Source organism: Bacillus sp. FSL K6-3200, from assembly GCF_038630485.1.
GTDB lineage: Bacteria > Bacillota > Bacilli > Bacillales > Bacillaceae > Bacillus > Bacillus safensis.
Map to the genome: position 1 here is coordinate 1810707 of NZ_CP152032.1, position 18857 is coordinate 1829563.

Below are 18857 nucleotides of genomic sequence, written 5' to 3' on the forward strand. Positions count from 1 at the left end.
TAGTATACTGAATGAAGTAAATCATTGTATAGAAAGAAAGAGGGATTCATGCCTTTGAACCAATTTCTTGTTTATCCATTAGAACTTATTCCATATGTCGCCATTACGCTTGTTGTCGCATTTACGATGCACGAGCTGGCGCATGCATATGTTGCGTACCGTTTCGGAGACCCGACGGCTAAGAATCAAGGGAGACTCACGTTAAATCCACTGAAGCATCTCGATGTATTCGGGACGATTTTAATCTTTGTGGCGGGGTTTGGCTGGGCGAGACCTGTACCAGTGAATCGTTACCATTTTAAAAAACCGCGTTTAGCAGGGATTTGTGTCTCCATTGCGGGGCCATTAAGTAACTTAGTGCTGGCGTTTTTGGGCTTTTTTGTGTATGTGCTTCTTCAGAAATATGGCGGGGAGTGGATCATGCGCTTTGAGCCGGGAGTCGATTATTTCTTCCAGATCTTTATTAACTTAAACGTCATCTTGTTCCTATTTAACTTATTGCCGCTTCCGCCGCTGGATGGGTATCGAATTATTGAGGACGTCGTCAGCCCCCGTATTCGGGCGAAAATGACGCAATTTGAACAATATGGGATCATTATTTTTCTTATATTCGTGATCACACCGCTAGGACAGTTTGTTTTTGGTCCATTGATCGGAATGCGGGATCAAATCATATACTGGTTTAATCTTATTTTGAAGCCGCTGCTTTAGGAGGTTTAAAGAATGGAAGGTAAAAAGAAGAAACCAATTGGTTTTAACATCATTAAAAAAACAGATGCAACCGACGGACATGGAGGCTTTGGAGCAGGCGCCCTCAGCCTTGATAATATCTCGCCAGTCATCATTGATGTAGAAGAAAAGGAAGCTGTCATTGATATTGGTGCTATGCATGCAAGAAGTGCCGTCGAAAAAGGAATTAAATTTTTGAAAACAAAAGAAGAAGTGCCGAACGGAAAACCGTATTGGCTCGTATGGGTGACGATTGACCGCAGAGAAGAAGGTCCATATTATGCTGGTGTGACGGCTTGTGAAATGACCGTTGACCGTTCGATCCGCCGCGGGTATAAGTCACTTCCAGAGCATGTGAATTTAATGGATAAATCGATGAAGCGAAAAATCGTCGTGAGTCATATGGATGACGTATCCAAAAAGGTGCTGGCGGATTTCTTGAAGGGGCATAATGAAGCGCTATGGGACGCATCTACAGATGAATTAAAAGAAGGATTGGCTGTCCCTGAATAATTGTGAAATTTTTGTGAAGATTGGCGGATGTCTACCAATTCCATCCGTTTTTTGAGTAAACTGGTGTTAAAGCTAGGACATGGAGAATCCCGAGATATCGATCTCGGGGTTTTTCATGTCTTTTTTAACGTTTCAGCCACTTTTCCCACCATTTCTTTGGCTTTTGATCTTGAACTGGTTCCTGTTCAGAGGCTTTGTCCTCAGCGCCATAGCAGACACCTGTCGGCTCCGTTCCTTCTATAAAATAGGTGAATACCTTTGATTCACATCCTGGACCTGCGAGGTCGCCGGTTTTTGGATTGATATATACCCCTTTGACACCATCTGGCGGCATGAAGGAGGAGGCTGGCTGCTTCGAGAGGGCTAATTCCATAAAGGAAGCCCATATTTTTTTCGCATAGGCCGTTTCTTCGACTGAGTCAATGGTGCGGCCTTTATCATAGCCTGTCCATACACCTGTGACGAGCTGGGGAGAGAAGCCGATCATCCAGCTGTCTGCTCCTGTTGTCCCTGATTTTCCTCCGTATGTTCTTGTAAGGTCCTTTATAATGGTGCGGCCAGTGACACTTGTATAACCGTTTAATTGATCATTGAACATGCCTGACATCATGTCGGTGGTGACAAATGCTGCTTTTTCATCAAGGATTTGTTCTCGTTTTTGTTTCTCTTCAAAAAGCACATTGCCTTTTGCGTCGGTTACTTTCGTAATAAAGGTTGGCTTGACGCGTTTTCCGCCATTGACCAGCATGGCGTAAGCATTGGTCATTTCAATTGGTTTCACAGGAGACGTGCCTAGGGCAAGAGATGGTACTTGATCTAGTTTTTCCTTGATTCCAAATGTCTTACCAGCACGTACAAGCTGCTCCATTCCTAAAAATAGATGGGTTTTCACAGCGTAAATATTATCAGACAGCGCTAAAGCTTGAAGCATTGTAATGCCGTCATTGGCGTAATAGCCGTGATAATTGCTTGGTGAATAAGCGGCACCGCTGCCTTGATCGTCCAGTTCAAAAACCGTTTCCTCACTGCGCATGACGGTTGCGGGTGTAAACCCGTTTTGTAAGGCAATGTAATAGAGAAGGGGTTTCATGGTTGAACCGGGCTGTCTTTTTGCTTGTGTCACCCGATTGAATGGACTTTTCTCATAATCTCTCCCGCCTATGAGGGCGAGTACATGCCCTGTTTGGGGATGGATGGCAGCAAAGCCGATTTGGATATCTGATTTGGAATTCATCGTGTTTTTTAACGTCTTTTCTGCGATTTTCTGTAATTCTGGATTGAGGGTAGTCTGGATATGAAGCCCATAGGTTTCAATCTGTTCCTCTGTTAACCCCAAGCTTTGTTTCAACTCTCGAATCACATCGTCATAAAAATACGGGGCTTGCTTTGCTTGCAGCTGCTTCTCTTGCAAAGGGCGGTAGGACAGTTTTTCTTTCGCAGCGTCATCGGCTGCTTTTTTCGTAATCATGCCATCCTCTTGCATTTGCTTCAGAATCATATTCTTTCTTGCGCTGGCTTTCTCCTCATTCACATAAGGGGAATAGAGAGAAGGCCCTTTTGGGATACCGGCAAGAAGGGCAGATTCAGCGAGGGTTAAATTTTTCGCCTTTTTCCCGAAATACAGACGTGACGCTGCTTCCACGCCGTACGCTCCGTGACCATAATAAATGGTGTTCAAGTATCCTTCTAAAATCTCATCTTTTGTATAGTTTTGCTCTAAACGAATCGTGTAAAAGGCTTCATTCCACTTCCGCTTCCACGTTTTATCATGATCTAAATACAAATTTCGTGCATATTGCTGGGTGATCGTGCTGGCACCTTGTACCTTTGCCATGGCACGAATATCGGCCACCGCAGCACCCGCCATCCGTTTTATATCAAAGCCATGATGCTCATAAAAGGTTTTATCCTCAACAGCGACAACTGCCTGTCTGATATGAGGGGACATCTCCTTTAAGGGCACCCAATATCTCTTTTCTCCAAAGCTGGATTCTCCAAGCTTTGAGCCATCGGCTGCATAAATGGTCGTGGATTGGGGAACTTGTACAGAAGGGGCACCTTGCCATTTGGCAAGTAACAGAATCGTCAAAAAGACAGTGCCTGCAAATAGAAAAGCGAGCAAGCCGATAAAAAAACAGGCTCGAATCGTTTTCACGGTCATGCGGATTTTTTTATTACTCATGATTGTGTCCATGCAAAGCCCCCATTTTGACGGTTTTTTATCAGTATGGAACAAAGAAAACCGTTTTAAACAAGCGATTGCAGGGAGCGTGCTTTAAAAATAAAGAGAACTCATGCGGTTCTTTACAATTTGATATGAATCCACTATACTTTTTTCTTGGACAATCGATATAGTCATAGCCGATAAAAGGCGCTAACAATAGATTTTTTTTATTATTGGATGAGAGGAAGATGAACAATGAGTGAACTTTGGTATACAGAGAAGCAAACGAAGAATTTTGGTATTACATTGAAGGTGAACAAAACCCTTCACACAGAACAAACAGACTTTCAGCATTTAGAAATGGTGGAAACAGAAGAGTTTGGCAATATGCTGTTTTTAGACGGCATGGTGATGACATCTGAGAAAGATGAGTTTGTATACCACGAAATGGTGGCACATGTTCCTCTTTTCACTCATCCAAACCCGGAAAATGTTCTTGTCGTAGGCGGAGGAGACGGCGGTGTCATTCGTGAGATCCTCAAACACCCAAGTGTGAAAAAAGCGACACTTGTTGATATTGACGGAAAGGTCATCGAATACTCGAAGAAATTCCTTCCTTCTATTGCTGGAAAACTAGACGATCCTCGTGTAGATGTCAAAGTCGGAGACGGTTTTATGCACATTGCTGAAGCTGACAACGAGTATGATGTGATCATGGTTGACTCTACTGAGCCAGTTGGACCAGCTGTGAACCTGTTCTCTAAAGGATTTTACGCAGGAATCGCAAAAGCACTGAAAGAAGACGGTATTTTCGTTGCACAAACGGACAACCCTTGGTTCACACCTGAGCTGATTACAAATGTGCAGCGTGATGTAAAAGAAATTTTCCCAATTACGAAGCTTTACACAGCGAATATTCCAACGTATCCAAGCGGTCTTTGGACATTCACCATCGGTTCTAAAAAATATGATCCACTTGCTGTAGAAGACAGCCGTTTCTTTGATATTGAGACGAAATATTACACAAAAGAATTGCACAAAGCGGCATTCGTTCTGCCGAAATTTGTGAGCGACTTAATCAAATAAATCAAGCGAAATGGACATGCGCAAATGACGGTTTGCGCATTTTTTGAAGCGTAAAAGGAGGAATCTTGTATGAGATTCGACGAGGCTTATTCAGGAAAAGTGTTTATTGGAAGTCATCCGACATGGGAAGATGCAAAGGTCATTTTATACGGCATGCCGATGGACTGGACAGTCAGCTACCGCCCAGGTTCACGTTTCGGTCCGAACCGCATTCGTGAAGTATCGATCGGTTTAGAGGAATACAGCCCTTATTTAGATCGTGAGCTGCATGAGGTGCCATTCTTTGATGCGGGTGACATCCCACTTCCTTTTGGGAATGCACAAAAGAGCTTAGATTTAATTGAAGAGTATGTCGACAGCATTTTAGAAAAAGGAAAGTTTCCATTAGGAATGGGCGGCGAGCATCTCGTGTCTTGGCCGGTTTTCCGTGCGATGTATAAGAAATATCCTGATTTGGCCATCATCCATATGGACGCACATACGGATCTTCGTGAGGAATATGAGGGTGAGCCGCTTTCACATTCAACACCGATTCGTAAAGTTGCAGGACTGATTGGACCTGAAAATGTATTCTCTTTCGGTATCCGTTCTGGAATGAAAGAAGAATTTGAATGGGCAAAAGAAGCGGGGATGCACATTTCTAAATTTGAAGTATTGGAGCCATTGAAGCAAGTATTGCCAAAGCTAAAAGGGCGTCCAGTGTATGTGACGATCGACATTGATGTACTTGACCCAGCTCATGCACCTGGTACAGGAACGGTAGATGCTGGCGGTATTACATCAAAAGAGCTGCTTGCATCCATTCATGCAATTGCAGGATCTGACGTCCAAGTCGTCGGGGCAGACCTTGTCGAAGTAGCACCTGTATATGATCACTCTGACCAAACAGCGAATACAGCGAGTAAGCTTTTACGCGAAATGCTGCTTGGGTTTGTGAAATAATCAGTTGATAGAGGAGCTTGTCATCTCAGGGACAAGCTCTTTTTTTACATTGGTCAAAAAATAAAGGAGGCAGCTCATGTTTTCGTCCATATTGATGGTGGTCCTCGCTTTATGTGTGTTAGGGGCAGGTTTTCTCACGCTGAAACGAGAGCTCGCAGCTGATCCGCCTGTTTTTGCTTCGAAAAAGGAAGCAAAGGAAGAGATGCTGGGGCTGTTTCACGATCGAGGCTTTTTCTATCTGACAGCCATTGCGTTATTCATGCAGGTGGTATTTAAAAAGGATCAAATCGCACCATTTGATTTTTTTCAGGCATTTTTGGCAAGTTCAGGCATACAGGCTCTTTTTTACTTAATGAAAAGAAAAGACTTAGGCGTAAAGGCTGGACTTGTCTTATTGGTCAGTTTCATTTTTCTTTTTTTCTAAAGGCATGGCTGAAGATCAAAAACGAAGTTTAATCGCCGTGAAGAAGAGAAATGATGGTATGATAGGCGATCATGATTATGGTATACTATTTTAGTTAAACGGGTCTTAGCAAAGGAAGTGCAAAATGACACAAAACCAAATTTCAATTCATGTAAAGTCAGTGATGAAACCAGAGACGGAGCCGGCTGAAACGATCGAATTCCGCACGACTGGAACGTACCAAGAGAAGAATGACAAAACGTATCTCACTTACCATGAAGAACATGAAATGGGTCAAGTAAAAACCGTTGTGAAAATGAGTGAAAAAGAAATTTTTGTCATGAGATCAGGGGCTATTCAAATGAAGCAGCGCTTTCTTATTGGAGAAACGACCGTCACACATTACACGATGCCATTCGGTACACTTCAGTTAGATGTGCACACACATGGTATTGATCTCGATGTGGACAAGGGACTGCTGCACATTACGTACGATATGCTGACAGGAGAAGATCAAAAGCATTTACATACATTATCGATTTCGTATAAGGAGGATTTACGTTCATGAATATCGCAGAACAGGTCAAAGATGCGTTAAAAGAAGAAATCATAGCGGCAGTCGTCAAAGCAGGACTTGCCGATGAAAGCCAGGTGCCAGATGTCCTTTTAGAGGTGCCGAAAGACAAAACTCACGGTGATTACTCTACCAACATGGCGATGCAGCTTGCCCGCATTGCGAAAAAAGCACCTCGTCAAATCGCAGAAGACATCGTCAATGCGTTTGATAAAGGGAAAGCTTCCATTGAAAAACTGGATATCGCAGGTCCAGGGTTCATTAACTTTTATATGAACAATCAGTATTTAACAAAGCTCATACCAGCTGTCCTTGAGGCAAAAGAAGCTTATGGCGAAACGAATACAGGCGGCGGTCAAAAGGTGCAAGTCGAATTCGTCTCAGCCAACCCAACAGGTGACCTTCACCTTGGACATGCTCGCGGAGCAGCTGTAGGAGATTCTCTTTGCAACATCCTTGATAAAGCAGGGTTTGATGTGAGCCGTGAATACTATATCAACGATGCAGGGAATCAAATCAATAACCTCGCTTTATCTGTAGAAGTACGTTATTTTGAGGCACTCGGTCTTGAAAAAGAAATGCCTGAAGACGGCTACAGAGGAGAAGACATCAAAGGCATTGGACAAAAGCTTGCGGATGAATTTGGTGACCGTTTCGTGCATGAACCGGAAGAAGAGCGTATGAAGTTCTTCCGTGAATACGGCTTGAAATACGAATTAGAGAAATTACGTGTAGACCTTGAGAATTTCCGTGTTCCATTTGATGTATGGTATTCAGAAACCTCTTTATATGAAAACGGAAAAATCGAACCAGCGCTGGAAACACTTCGTGAAAAAGGCTATGTCTTTGAAGAAGACGGCGCAACATGGCTGCGTTCAACTGATTTTGGCGATGACAAGGACCGTGTGCTGATTAAAAAAGACGGCAGCTTCACTTACCTGCTTCCAGACATCGCATATCATAAAGACAAATTGGACAGAGGCTTTGATCAGCTCATTAACATTTGGGGAGCTGACCATCACGGCTATATTCCTCGAATGAAAGCGGCGATCCAAGCACTTGGATATCCAGCTGGCAAGCTTGAAGTAGAAATTATTCAGCTTGTGCATCTTTACAAAAACGGTGAAAAGATGAAGATGAGTAAGCGTACAGGAAAAGCCGTCACAATGCGTGATCTGATTGAAGAAGTCGGCTTAGATGCGACTCGTTATTTCTTTGCGATGAGAAGTGCGGCGACACATATGGACTTTGACCTAGACTTAGCGATTTCTACGTCTAACGAAAACCCTGTGTACTATGCACAATATGCACATGCGAGAATTTGCAGCATGCTGCGTCAAGGTGAAGAAAAAGGCTATGAACCGAACCTTGAAAAAGCCGATTTCTCTCACATTCAATCGGAAAAAGAATACGATCTTCTGAAAATCATTGGCAGCTTCCCAGAAGTTGTAGCAGAAGCAGCAGAAAAGCGTATTCCACACCGCGTCACAAACTATATCTATGATCTAGCATCAGCCCTTCACAGCTTCTACAACGCCGAGAAGGTCATTGATGTAGAAAATGAAACAAAAACAACAGCACGTCTTTCACTCATGAAAGCAACACAAATCACGCTTGCTAATGCATTAAAATTAATTGGTGTATCGGCTCCGGAGAAGATGTAATGAAATGAAAGAAAGCCCCACTCTATTGTATGAGTGGGGCTTTTTTACATAAAAAACCCGCTATCCTCAAGAGACAGCGGGTTTTGAAAATTATCCAAGTGTATTAATTATGTTAGAAATAGAATCAAATAATTGGCTAAGTACATCAGAGAACATAGAGTGTGCCTCCCTTCGGTAAGCATGTAGTATGTGTGCGTCAAATGAAATTATCCAAGTGTGTTTATGATGTTAGAAATAGAATCGAATAATTGGCTAAGTACATCAGAAAACATATTTTTGCCTCCTCTCTTTTCTTTTTACATCTACTTAACGAAGGGGATGGAAGGTTGGATCACTTTTTCTAAAAAAATTTTAAAAAAGATGGTGGCATAGAAAAAAGCACCGCATATTCGGTGCTTTTGCCTTTCGTTATGAATGAATGCGCAGCTTCACGTCTCCATTTGTACACGCTAGCTGAACGTTTCCGCCAATCGGGAAGGTGAAGACTGGCTGTGTATGTCCGAAATCGACGTCGTAAATCACTGGGATGTGTTTGAGCATTGGATGCTTATCTAGGATGAATCTTAAGTGATCCTCTGTCATGTTGGATTTCTTCTGAAAGCGCCCGATGATCAACCCTTTGATTGTTTCTGCATGCTGCAAGAGGGAGGTAAGGTCTCTGGCGAACGTTTCAGGGAACACCAACTCATCATCTTCGACAAATAAGATCGCATCCTTTACATTCGGCATAAACGATGTCCCTTGCAGTAAGTTTAGTGTACAAAGGTTTCCGCCAAACAAGGTGCCTTCAGCTGTTCCTTCCTGATATATTTTCCATTTCGTCGGATGAAACTGCCTGTTCGCTTGATCTAGATACCACGCGTCATCACTCCATTTTGTCGAAGGAATCACATCAAACGGTTCGCCGCCGTTCATCAAGCAAGCTTGAAACATAGCGGTCTGCTCCTCCTGTCCCTGCTTCATTTGAAAGCTTGAGAAATGGGGACCAGAATATGTCACCATATCACATTTCGCTGTAATGGCGCTGGCAAGTGCAGTGATGTCACTATAGCCGCAAAGGACTTTAGGATGCTGACGGATCAAGTCGTAATCAATATAAGGCAGAAGCTCATTGCAGTTAAAGCCTCCGATTGATGTCAAAATACCATCGACCTCATCATCTGCGAACGCCTCATGCAGATCAGACAAACGGTGTTCAATAGACGATGAGGAATGAATGTCACATTCAAATACGTGCTGTCCAAAAGAGACAGTGAAACCTAAAGACTCTAAACGTTTTTTCGCTTGAGAAATTCCTTCTTTTGATAAAATGCTGGCACTTCGGCTTGGGGCAATGACACGAATATGGCCGCCTTTTTTTAAAGGTGAGGGTGTATGCATAAACAAATCTTCCTTTCCATCACATATTTCTCCATTATATCGGATCAAATAGCGAAAGTCTGTAAAGGCTAGGAGAAAGGAATGGGGCGTGCGTTTCATACAAGCTGTGCAAAGGGTATGGAAGAGAAAAAGACAGAATGAGGGCGGAGAATGTGAAAAAGAGAAGACTGGAATTTTTATTTTTATATTTTATGATATTCGGGGCATATGTGGTGTATTGGTGGCCTGTACCGGCATGGAGCGTTCAGCTGTACGCAGCGATTTATATCGCCATTATTTTATTTAGTATCATCTCACTTATGCTGGAGAACCGTACATCACAGCACACGCTGTTATGGATGTATGTGCTGATTTTTTTCCCGATCATTGGCTATATGTTCTATCTGTTCTCAGGACAGCTCTATGTAAAAGGCCATTTATTTAAATCAAAGAGAATGTATAACCGCGAGAAATTACGAAGAATCTCTGAGCTTGAGAGCAAGCCGGATGAATCACGTTTAACCGATAATCAGCGTGCTTTTTTTCATTACACAGAAAAAGCCACAGGCATGCATGTGAACACAAATAGTGATATGGACATTTTAAAAAATGGAGAGGAGACGTTTCCCCGAATTTTTGAAGAGCTAAAAAAGGCAAAATCATTCATTCATATTGAATATTACATGTTTAAATCTGATTTCCTTGGCCATCGGATGATGGAGATTTTGATTGAAAAAGTGAAAGAAGGCGTAGAGGTCCGCTTCATATATGATGCGGCAGGCAGCATCCGCTTCTCCCGAAAAGATATTAAACGCTTGAAGCAGGCAGGGGTCAAGGTCGCTCCTTTTCTGCCTTTAAAATATGGATTCTTTAATCAAAAATTCAATTTCCGAAATCACCGAAAAATCGTCATTATTGATGGAGAGACAGGATTTGTCGGAGGATTAAATGTCGGCAAGGAATACGTAGGACGGGATGAAAAGATCGGCTTTTGGCGTGATACGCATGCCATGTTAAAGGGGGAGGCTGTGCAGACCCTTCACTCCGTTTTTATGCTGGACTGGGAGTATGTATCAGATGAAGTGTTAATTGATGATCCGAGGTATCATACGCCGCATTCTGTGACAGGCGAGGATGTCATTCAGGTGGTACCAACTGGACCTGATATGAAAGAAAGTATGAGTGATTTATATGATGCCCTCATTTCTAATGCGAAACAATTTGTCTGGATTGCCACACCTTACTTTGTACCAAACGAATCGATTCGCACTGCGCTCAAAATCGCTGCCACCAGAGGGGTGGATGTGCGGGTGATGGTACCGGAGATCAATGACGGCTTTCTCACGCAATATGCCACACGATCCTATTTTTCTGAGCTTCTAAAAGAGGGAATCAAGGTGTATCACTATCAAAAAGGGTTTATGCATCAAAAGGTGATGATCGCAGATGGAGAACTCGCCTCTGTCGGCACCGCGAATGTCGATATGAGAAGCTTTCAGCTCAATTTTGAGGTCAATGTCTTTACAGCCGCGAAAAAGCCAATTGAGCAATTGATGGCCCACTATGAGGAAGATATGAAGGAATGTGAGCAAATGGGTCCTGTTCATTTTTATAAAAGAGGCTTAAAAGAGCGGTTGAAGGAATCATTTGCTCGGTTGTTTTCTGGCGTATTATGAGGATTTCCAGTCAAAGAAATCATTTCCTGATCTAGTATTTTGAAGAGGATTCCTCTATAATTGAAAATGATTATCAATTATAGAGGAAATGAGGTTCTTTTACATATGCTAAAACGCTTTTTCGCCTATTACAGGCCCTATCGCGGTCTGTTCTTTTTAGATTTCTTTTGCGCTGTCGCAGTTGGACTGATGGAACTAGGTTTCCCGCTGATCGTGAACTACTTCATTGATACCTTATTACCAACAGGGAACTGGACGGTTATTGCCTGGACCGCACTTGCTCTGTTTATCATTTATGCACTCAGCTCGGTTATGCAATTTATTGTGTCGTATTGGGGACACATGCTTGGCATCAATATTGAAACAGATATGAGGAAGAAGCTGTTTGATCATTTTCAGCGTCTCTCATTTAAGTTCTTTGATAACAACAAAACGGGTAAGCTTATGTCTCGAATGACAAATGACCTCATGTACATTGGTGAGGTAGCTCATCACGGACCTGAGGATTTGTTTATTGCGATTATGACGATTCTTGGCGCCTTTGCTGTCATGCTGATGATTAACTGGCAGCTTGCTATTTTAACCTTCCTGATCATGCCAGTCATCATCTGGCTTGCCCTTCATTTTAATAAGAAGATGACGAAGGCGATTACACAGCTGAACAATGACATTGGAGATTTTCATGCAAGGGTTGAAAACAATATTGGCGGTATTCGTCTTGTTCAAGCCTTTGCCAACGAACATTTCGAGAAAAAGCGTTTTGCTGAAAACAACAACCGTTTTCGGAAAGCGAAGCTTCTTTCATATAAAATCATGTCGGTTAACGGGTCAATCAGTTATATACTCACACGTCTTGTGACACTGTTTGTCCTTCTAGCAGGGACATGGTTTGTTCTGCAGGGGCAATTGACGGCAGGTGGATTTATCGCGTTTGTTCTGATTACAAACGTCTTATTCAGACCGATTGATAAGATCAACACGGTGATTGAAATGTATCCAAAAGGAATTGCGGGCTTTAAAAGCTATGTCGACTTACTTGAAACAGAGCCAGATGTGAAGGATACAGAAGGAGCTCGTGATGTATTCGGATTGAAAGGTGAAATTGAATATCGAAACGTGACATTTGGCTACGATGAGCACAGCAAGGTGTTAAAGGACATCGATTTGAAGATTAAACAAGGAGAAACTGTTGCGTTTGTCGGGCCTTCAGGAGCCGGGAAATCGACGATTTGCAGCCTGCTGCCACGTTTTTATGATGTGGATGAAGGGGAGATTACAATTGATGGTGTGAGTACAAAATCGATGACCCTGTCTTCTTTAAGACAGCAGATCGGCATTGTGCAGCAGGATGTCTTTTTATTCTCAGGCACCATTCGTGAAAACATTGCGTACGGCAATCTAGAAGCCAGCGATGCAGAGATTTGGGAGGCTGTACGTCGTGCGCATTTAGAGGAACTCGTTCAGCGTTTCCCAGAAGGATTAAATACAGTCATAGGCGAGCGCGGCGTCAAATTGTCGGGAGGTCAAAAGCAGCGCCTGTCGATTGCGAGGATGTTTCTAAAAAATCCTTCGATTCTTATTTTAGATGAAGCCACATCAGCACTCGATACAGAAACAGAAAAAGCCATACAAGATGCACTGAGCGAACTGGCTGTCGGCAGGACATCACTCGTCATTGCCCACCGCCTGGCAACAATTAAACACGCTGACCGTATCATCGTCGTAACAGAGGAAGGCATCCAAGAACAAGGCCGCCACCAAGACCTGATTCAAATGGGCGGCGTATACAGCAGACTGCATGAAGCGCAGTTTGGTCATTAAAGAGAAAGCCCTTTTGATAAAGGGCTTTTTTTGTTAGGATAGAAAAAATGCGTGTAGGAAGGATCTGATGGAATGAAGGGGCTTCAGCGATTACAAAAGGGCGATAAGATCGGTATTTTTTCACCTTCCAGTCCTGCTTCAGCGACCTCGCCTCTTAGGTATCAGCGGGCGAAGAAGTGGCTTGAGCAAAAAGGATTCATTGTGGTACCAGGATCATTAACAAGGAAAAAGGATCACTACCGTTCAGGTACAATTCAAGAACGAGCAGATGAGCTGAATGAGCTGATGGCTAGAGAGGACTTGGCGTGCATCATGTCAATGATTGGCGGGACGAATTCAAATAGTTTGCTGCCTTATCTTGACTTTGACCTGCTGAAACAACATCCAAAAATCATGATCGGTTATTCAGATGCGACAGCGATTCTACTAGCGGCGTACGAAAAAACGGGACTGCCTGTTTTCTACGGGCCGGCGCTTGTTCCTTCTTTTGGCGAGTTTGAACCGTTTGTCACTTATACATATCAGTCGTTTGAGGACATCCTGATGTCCCATCAAACCATTCCTTATCAGATTGAAAAACCGCCTTTTTGGACAGATGAACGAATCAATTGGGAAGAAAAGACGGGTGATAAAAAGCAGCGTCCAAATGATTGGCTGTGCGTCATAGAGGGACAGGCAGAAGGCAGATTGATCGGCGGGAACTTGAATGCGATGTACGGCATTTGGGGAAGTGAGTTCATGCCAGCCATCCAAAAAGGAGACATCCTTCTCATTGAAGATTGTATGAAAACCGCTTCGGTTGTAGAAAAGAACTTCTCTTTATTGAAAGTAAATGGAGTGTTTGAACGGGTATCTGGGATTCTCTTAGGAAAACATGAGCTGTTTGATGACGAAGGGACGGGCAAAGAACCTTACGAGATTTTACTTGAGGTGCTCGGGGAGATAAAAAGACCGCTCATCGCTGATTTTGACTGTGCCCATACGCACCCGATGCTTACGATGCCAATCGGGGCAAAAGTGAAAATGGATGCAGATTCCAAACAAGTTTGGTTAACAAAAGAGTGGATATAGCAAAAGAGCAGCCGCCGGCTGCTCTTCTTTATGAAACCTTCTCTTTTTCAAATGGCTGTAGGAGGTCTTGCGCTTTTTTCCCCTCTACGACAATTAAGTAGTCAGATTCTAAATGAGTGAGCCTGAAGGTTTCAAGCTCTACGATGTTCTTAATGCTGCACATTGTTTTTTTAGAATACACATATAAACGATGCTGAGCCTGCTGGCACTTTTCATAAAGAGAAATAAGCTTATGTAAATTCAACGCTTTTGCAGCGATTCGGATTGAATAGATTTGAGACATCTTCATATCCTCCTGTTAATTACTTTCTCACAATAGCTTTGTTACCCCCATTTGCACAAAGGTAAACCTTTCTCTATGATTTCCACTCAATGGTTCCCCCGCCCGTTCGTTTATTGCCTCTTATTGCAGACAGCTCTTCGACTAGACGGAGAAGAGCCTGATCCTTTAATTTTGCTTCAATCATGAAATCTACATCACGACCATACGGTTTTAATCCTTGAAAAAGCGGTAAGACAAAGTTCGTATCTACTCCATCTGCATGACTGCGTATAGTTTTTTCTGATTTAGGTGAAGACAAATGGATTTTGGGCGGAATGCCAGTCTTTGTCCAAGTGTCAAACATTCTTGGCAGGATGTCATCGAGTGCGGCATCATCATCTTTATTTGCCACGTGATGATGGTAATCAAAAACAAATGGAATGTCATGCTTTTCACATACACCAAGCGTTTCCAGCGACGTATATGTTTTGTCATCGTTCTCAAGTGTCATTCTCGCCTTGATATGAGCCGGAAGCTGTTTGATATTTTCATCAAAGCGTTGAAGAGCCGATTCTTTATCGCCATAAGCCCCGCCTACATGAATGTTCATGTAGCCTTCCTTTTCGAGCCTCATTGCCTCAAGCATCTGATAATGGTACGTCATATCGATGACGGCATTTTCTGTAATCGAAGGTTTTGGGCTGGTAAACAAGGTAAATTGATTGGGGTGAAAGCTCACCCGTAACCCGTGCCGTTTCACCAACTTGCCTATCTCAAGAAATTCTTTGCGAAAAGGTGTCACAAAGTCCCAGCACACCTCGGGATGGGTCGCGAGAGGAACGATCGAGCTTGAAAAACGGTAAAGCGGGATATCATGAGCAATGGCGAAATAAAGCGTTCTTAATGTATTCACGAGATTGGCCTTCGTTGTTCGCAATAAAGCCTCTTTTCTTTCTTCCTTAGAGAGCTTGCTGTATCTAGCAAACGTCAGCGACTTGGCAGGAGAAGCTTCCCACAAGGTGACGGCATTGGATACATAACCAAATCGATAACGCATACGTCATCTCCTTTATAAAAAATACGAGAACATGGCGGCAACCCACTCAAGCGGCCGTGTGAAAAGCGGGCGCTTTGACAATGTTTCTTCTGTCAGGATCTCAGAAACTTCCATATGCTCCCGAATCTTTTCCTCTACGTGTGCAGTAAAGGTGGGATCATCAATGGCCACGTCTACTTCTTCGTTAAAAAACAAGCTGCGTTTATCAAAATTCGCAGTACTGATCATACAGCGGCTGTGATCAATCAAAATGGCTTTCGAATGATAAAATCCTTTATAAAAACGATAAACAAGGCATCCAGAGGCAATCAGGTCCTTCAAATAATGAAAGCCAGCCTCTTTGACAAGTGGATGATCCGCTTTCATTGGAATGATGATTTCAACTGTGACGCCCCGCTTTCGTGCATCAAGTAGCGCCTCCAGAAGAGGAGCTGATGGAATAAAATAAGGCGTACAGATGATGATCTGTTTCCTCGCCTGCTGAATATCTTGGAGAAATAGAGCTTCTAAAGAAAAACCAGCAGTCGCACGTGTTGTGCATTGTAATGTTCCCGGTTCCAATGCAGGGAAAACCTCATATTGCAGCTGATGAATACCAGACGACCGGTACAAATCATTCAGAAACACATGCTGGAGATCTGCGACAACCTGTCCAGTCATCCGCAAATGATAATCCTTCCAAATGCCAAACCGGCCTTTCTTCCCAACATATTCATCACCTATATTAAATCCGCCAATATAGCCAATCTTTCCATCAATCACTGTGATTTTACGGTGATTTCTCATGTTTAAACGGTAAATCAAAAAAGGAAAACGAGGCTTATTTAAAAAGTAAAATTGAATGCCGCTTCTTTCTAGCATGTCAATCGACTTTTGATCAAACGAGTAGGAGCCTAATCGGTCGGTCAGCAAAAAGACGGAAACTCCTTGCTCCGCTTTGGCTTTCAATGCTTGTAAGACCCTTTGACCAATCTTGTCGTTCTTTACAATAAAGAACATCATATGAATAGAAGAAGAGGCTTGCTGTATATCGGTAAGCAGCTGATCGAAAAATGGTTCCCCATCATGATAAAAGACGGCATCGCCGCTTGTTTGGTCAAAAGATCGTTCAAATGCGTGAGTAGAAAAATATTTCTTTCCCATATAAAGGTCTAACATGACGAGCAAAACGATGGCAATGAGTACGAGTAGGATGATTAATGCGATCATGAAACTTCCTCCTTTTTTGCATATTTCAATAGTGTACCCAAACATGTAAAAAATATTGACTGAATACTCATTCATTATTTATGATAGAGGTACAACATGGAAACGGAACAAAGTGGGTTTTGGGGAATGAAAGGGGGAGCAAGATGAATAGCCTTTTAATCATCAACTTGATCGCATTTGCGGCGGTGACCGCTTACGCTCTGTATTTGTTTGTTTATCTCATTCGAACACGAGCGGCTTATATTCGTCTTGGTAAAAAAGAAGAGTTTCAACAAGACATGAAGAAACGTTTAGAGCGTGTTTGGGTCAACGTATTTGGGCAAAAGAAGCTATTAAAGGACAAGAAGAGCGGCATCATTCATGTGCTGTTTTTCTACGGATTTATCCTTGTACAGTTCGGAGCCCTTGATTTTATTCTGAAGGGGCTTATTCCAGACAGCGGGCTTCCTTTAGGTCCGGTGTACGGCGTCTTTACGTTTTTCCAAGAGATTGTCACACTTCTCATTTTAGTGGCGGTTGTATGGGCGTTCCATAGAAGATACGTGGAGAAGCTTGTCCGTTTAAAACGAGGCTTCAAATCGGGTCTAGTGCTTTTATTTATTGGCGGCTTAATGCTGACAGTGTTACTTGGGAACGGCATGAACATCATCTGGCATGGACACTCTCTATCACCAACTGAGCCAATCGCTTCTAGTATTGCTTTCTTGCTGGGCGGAATTTCACCTCTGGCGGCTGCCATTGTTTTTTATGCCGCATGGTGGGTGCATCTTCTTATTTTGCTGACATTCTTAGTTTATGTTCCTCAGTCAAAGCACGCTCATCTGATTGCAGGGCCTGTGAACGTATTTGTCAGCAGATTAGACCCGCCAGGCAAGCTGCAAAAAATCGATTTTGAAGATGAGACACAAGAGACCTTCGGTGTGGGAAAAATTGAAGACTTCCGTCAGTCTCAGCTCATCGATCTTTACGCCTGTGTGGAATGCGGGCGCTGCACGAATATGTGCCCGGCTACAGGGACAGGGAAGATGCTGTCTCCGATGGATTTGATTTTAAGGTTAAGAGATCATTTAACCAATAAAGGGGCCGCTATTACATCAAAGACACCTTGGGTCCCGCAGCTTGCCTTCAAGCAGACAACAGGAAACCAGCTGGCACTGCAGGCGAGAGGAGCAGGTGCCGAAGAATCGGCTGCCAGCTCTATATATCATCCTTCTCTTATTGGAGAGGTCATTACAGAAGAAGAAATCTGGGCATGTACGACGTGCCGAAACTGTGAAGACCAATGCCCTGTCATGAATGAACACGTTGATAAGATTATTGATATGCGCAGATATCTTGTGCTAACAGAAGGAAAAATGGACGCAGATGCACAGCGTGCCATGACAAGCATTGAGCGCCAAGGGAACCCGTGGGGGTTGAACCGAAAAGAAAGAGAAAATTGGCGTGAACTGAGAGAAGATGTGCATGTGCCGACAGTGAAAGAGCTGAAAAAAGCAGAGCAAACCTTTGATTATTTATTCTGGGTTGGTTCAATGGGGGCATATGACAATCGAAGCCAAAAGATTGCACTTGCTTTTGCAAAGCTCCTCAATGAAGCGGGAGTATCCTTTGCCATCCTAGGCAATAAAGAGAAAAACTCAGGCGATACGCCAAGAAGACTCGGAAACGAATTTTTATTCCAAGAGCTTGCTGCAAAAAACATTGAAGAATTTCAGAAAAACGGCGTCACAAAGATCGTCACAATTGATCCACACGCCTATAACTTATTTAAAAATGAATATCCAGACTTCGGACTTGAGGCAGAAGTGTACCATCATACTGAATTACTGGCAGAGTTAGTGAAAGAAGGGAAAATAACACCTGTACATGAAGTGAACGAAGTGATTACCTTCCACGACTCTTGCTACCTAGGCAGATATAACGAAGTGTACGACCCGCCAAGAGACATTTTAAAAGCCATTCCAGGTGTGACGCTGAAAGAAATGGAGCGCAACCGTGAAACTGGTATGTGCTGCGGTGCAGGCGGGGGCTTAATGTGGATGGAAGAAGAGACGGGTACCCGGATTAACACTGCACGAACGGAGCAGGCGTTACAGGTCCAGCCGTCCATCATCAGCTCAGGGTGTCCTTATTGCTTAACGATGCTGGGAGATGGGACGAAGGCGAAGGAAGTAGAGGAGCAGGTAGGCACATTTGATGTCGCAGAACTTCTTGAAAAATCAGTGTTTGGTGAGGCTGGAAAGCAGGTGTCGTAAACATGACAGGCCGATGAATAGGATGTTCATCGGCTTATCCATGGCACTGTTTCATCGGCTGCCTAAACGATA

16 protein-coding genes are annotated in these 18857 nt (G+C 43.3%); 11 read left to right on the plus strand and 5 right to left on the minus strand.

Annotation, left to right across the window (positions count from 1 at the left end; all coding sequences use genetic code 11):
- Positions 1 to 54 precede the first annotated feature (54 nt).
- Both MHI60_RS09170 and MHI60_RS09175 read left to right on the plus strand, forming a co-directional pair.
- The gene (locus MHI60_RS09170; RefSeq protein WP_263640242.1) at positions 55 to 711 is read left to right on the plus strand and encodes a site-2 protease family protein; all 657 of its coding nucleotides are present in this window, start codon (positions 55 to 57) and stop codon (positions 709 to 711) included.
- Positions 712 to 723: 12 nt separating this feature from the next.
- Positions 724 to 1242 (plus strand): YwhD family protein, encoded by a 519-nt coding sequence (locus MHI60_RS09175; RefSeq protein WP_039182196.1) that lies wholly within the window; start codon positions 724 to 726, stop codon positions 1240 to 1242.
- A 124-nt stretch (positions 1243 to 1366) separates the two neighbouring features.
- On the opposite strand, the gene MHI60_RS09180 is transcribed toward MHI60_RS09175, so the two are convergent.
- Positions 1367 to 3436, minus strand: coding sequence for a transglycosylase domain-containing protein (locus tag MHI60_RS09180; RefSeq protein WP_095409793.1), 2070 nt, complete (start codon positions 3434 to 3436; stop codon positions 1367 to 1369).
- A 225-nt stretch (positions 3437 to 3661) separates the two neighbouring features.
- Here MHI60_RS09180 and speE point away from each other — a divergent pair, with 225 nt between their 5' ends.
- From speE to argS, 5 genes are all read left to right on the plus strand, one after another.
- Positions 3662 to 4492 (plus strand): spermidine synthase, encoded by an 831-nt coding sequence (gene speE / locus MHI60_RS09185; protein WP_025093862.1) that lies wholly within the window; start codon positions 3662 to 3664, stop codon positions 4490 to 4492.
- A gap of 69 nt (positions 4493 to 4561) precedes the next feature.
- Entirely contained in the window at positions 4562 to 5434 is an 873-nt protein-coding gene (speB, locus tag MHI60_RS09190) for an agmatinase (protein ID WP_024423766.1), read from the plus strand.
- Between the two features lie 76 nt (positions 5435 to 5510).
- Positions 5511 to 5858 carry a hypothetical protein gene (locus MHI60_RS09195; protein ID WP_144483828.1) on the plus strand — a complete coding sequence of 116 codons (348 nt, stop codon included), beginning with the start codon at positions 5511 to 5513 and terminating at the stop codon, positions 5856 to 5858.
- 124 nt (positions 5859 to 5982) lie between these two features.
- Positions 5983 to 6405 carry a DUF1934 family protein gene (locus MHI60_RS09200; RefSeq protein WP_003215400.1) on the plus strand — a complete coding sequence of 141 codons (423 nt, stop codon included), beginning with the start codon at positions 5983 to 5985 and terminating at the stop codon, positions 6403 to 6405.
- Positions 6402 to 8075, plus strand: coding sequence for an arginine--tRNA ligase (gene argS, locus MHI60_RS09205; protein ID WP_073978857.1), 1674 nt, complete (start codon positions 6402 to 6404; stop codon positions 8073 to 8075). Before MHI60_RS09200 ends, argS begins: the two co-directional genes overlap by 4 nt.
- Positions 8076 to 8483: 408 nt before the next feature.
- Here the strand turns inward: argS and MHI60_RS09210 are convergent, their stop codons facing one another.
- On the minus strand, positions 8484 to 9455 hold the full coding sequence (locus MHI60_RS09210) for a S66 peptidase family protein (protein WP_144471899.1): 972 nt from the start codon (positions 9453 to 9455) through the stop codon (positions 8484 to 8486).
- Between the two features lie 152 nt (positions 9456 to 9607).
- Here MHI60_RS09210 and cls (MHI60_RS09215) point away from each other — a divergent pair, with 152 nt between their 5' ends.
- From cls (MHI60_RS09215) to MHI60_RS09225, 3 genes are all read left to right on the plus strand, one after another.
- Complete coding sequence (gene cls / locus MHI60_RS09215) at positions 9608 to 11110, plus strand: cardiolipin synthase (protein WP_238409401.1); 1503 nt, start codon at positions 9608 to 9610, stop codon at positions 11108 to 11110.
- Positions 11111 to 11215: 105 nt separating this feature from the next.
- Entirely contained in the window at positions 11216 to 12931 is a 1716-nt protein-coding gene (locus MHI60_RS09220; protein ID WP_144483825.1) for an ABC transporter ATP-binding protein, read from the plus strand.
- A gap of 72 nt (positions 12932 to 13003) precedes the next feature.
- Positions 13004 to 14002 carry a S66 peptidase family protein gene (locus MHI60_RS09225; protein WP_144483822.1) on the plus strand — a complete coding sequence of 333 codons (999 nt, stop codon included), beginning with the start codon at positions 13004 to 13006 and terminating at the stop codon, positions 14000 to 14002.
- Between the two features lie 28 nt (positions 14003 to 14030).
- On the opposite strand, the gene MHI60_RS09230 is transcribed toward MHI60_RS09225, so the two are convergent.
- From MHI60_RS09230 to cls (MHI60_RS09240), 3 genes are all read right to left on the minus strand, one after another.
- The gene (locus MHI60_RS09230) at positions 14031 to 14285 is read right to left on the minus strand and encodes a hypothetical protein (protein ID WP_034281244.1); all 255 of its coding nucleotides are present in this window, start codon (positions 14283 to 14285) and stop codon (positions 14031 to 14033) included.
- 73 nt (positions 14286 to 14358) lie between these two features.
- Entirely contained in the window at positions 14359 to 15321 is a 963-nt protein-coding gene (gene uvsE / locus MHI60_RS09235; protein WP_144483819.1) for a UV DNA damage repair endonuclease UvsE, read from the minus strand.
- A 12-nt stretch (positions 15322 to 15333) separates the two neighbouring features.
- Entirely contained in the window at positions 15334 to 16530 is a 1197-nt protein-coding gene (cls, locus tag MHI60_RS09240; protein ID WP_144483816.1) for a cardiolipin synthase, read from the minus strand.
- A 143-nt stretch (positions 16531 to 16673) separates the two neighbouring features.
- Here cls (MHI60_RS09240) and MHI60_RS09245 point away from each other — a divergent pair, with 143 nt between their 5' ends.
- Positions 16674 to 18785, plus strand: coding sequence for a heterodisulfide reductase-related iron-sulfur binding cluster (locus MHI60_RS09245; protein ID WP_144483813.1), 2112 nt, complete (start codon positions 16674 to 16676; stop codon positions 18783 to 18785).
- Positions 18786 to 18857: the final 72 nt, after the last annotated feature.

Excerpts from the sequence above, each read along its gene's own strand:
- MHI60_RS09175 (WP_039182196.1), top strand. The coding sequence starts at position 724 with ATGGAAGGTAAAAAGAAGAAACCAATTGGTTTTAACATCATTAAAAAA.
- MHI60_RS09180 (WP_095409793.1), bottom strand. The coding sequence starts at position 3,436 with ATGGACACAATCATGAGTAATAAAAAAATCCGCATGACCGTGAAAACG.
- speE (WP_025093862.1), top strand. The coding sequence starts at position 3,662 with ATGAGTGAACTTTGGTATACAGAGAAGCAAACGAAGAATTTTGGTATT.
- speB (WP_024423766.1), top strand. The coding sequence starts at position 4,562 with ATGAGATTCGACGAGGCTTATTCAGGAAAAGTGTTTATTGGAAGTCAT.
- MHI60_RS09195 (WP_144483828.1), top strand. The coding sequence starts at position 5,511 with ATGTTTTCGTCCATATTGATGGTGGTCCTCGCTTTATGTGTGTTAGGG.
- MHI60_RS09200 (WP_003215400.1), top strand. The coding sequence starts at position 5,983 with ATGACACAAAACCAAATTTCAATTCATGTAAAGTCAGTGATGAAACCA.
- argS (WP_073978857.1), top strand. The coding sequence starts at position 6,402 with ATGAATATCGCAGAACAGGTCAAAGATGCGTTAAAAGAAGAAATCATA.
- MHI60_RS09210 (WP_144471899.1), bottom strand. The coding sequence starts at position 9,455 with ATGCATACACCCTCACCTTTAAAAAAAGGCGGCCATATTCGTGTCATT.
- MHI60_RS09220 (WP_144483825.1), top strand. The coding sequence starts at position 11,216 with ATGCTAAAACGCTTTTTCGCCTATTACAGGCCCTATCGCGGTCTGTTC.
- MHI60_RS09225 (WP_144483822.1), top strand. The coding sequence starts at position 13,004 with ATGAAGGGGCTTCAGCGATTACAAAAGGGCGATAAGATCGGTATTTTT.
- MHI60_RS09230 (WP_034281244.1), bottom strand. The coding sequence starts at position 14,285 with ATGTCTCAAATCTATTCAATCCGAATCGCTGCAAAAGCGTTGAATTTA.
- uvsE (WP_144483819.1), bottom strand. The coding sequence starts at position 15,321 with ATGCGTTATCGATTTGGTTATGTATCCAATGCCGTCACCTTGTGGGAA.
- cls (WP_144483816.1), bottom strand. The coding sequence starts at position 16,530 with ATGATCGCATTAATCATCCTACTCGTACTCATTGCCATCGTTTTGCTC.
- MHI60_RS09245 (WP_144483813.1), top strand. The coding sequence starts at position 16,674 with ATGAATAGCCTTTTAATCATCAACTTGATCGCATTTGCGGCGGTGACC.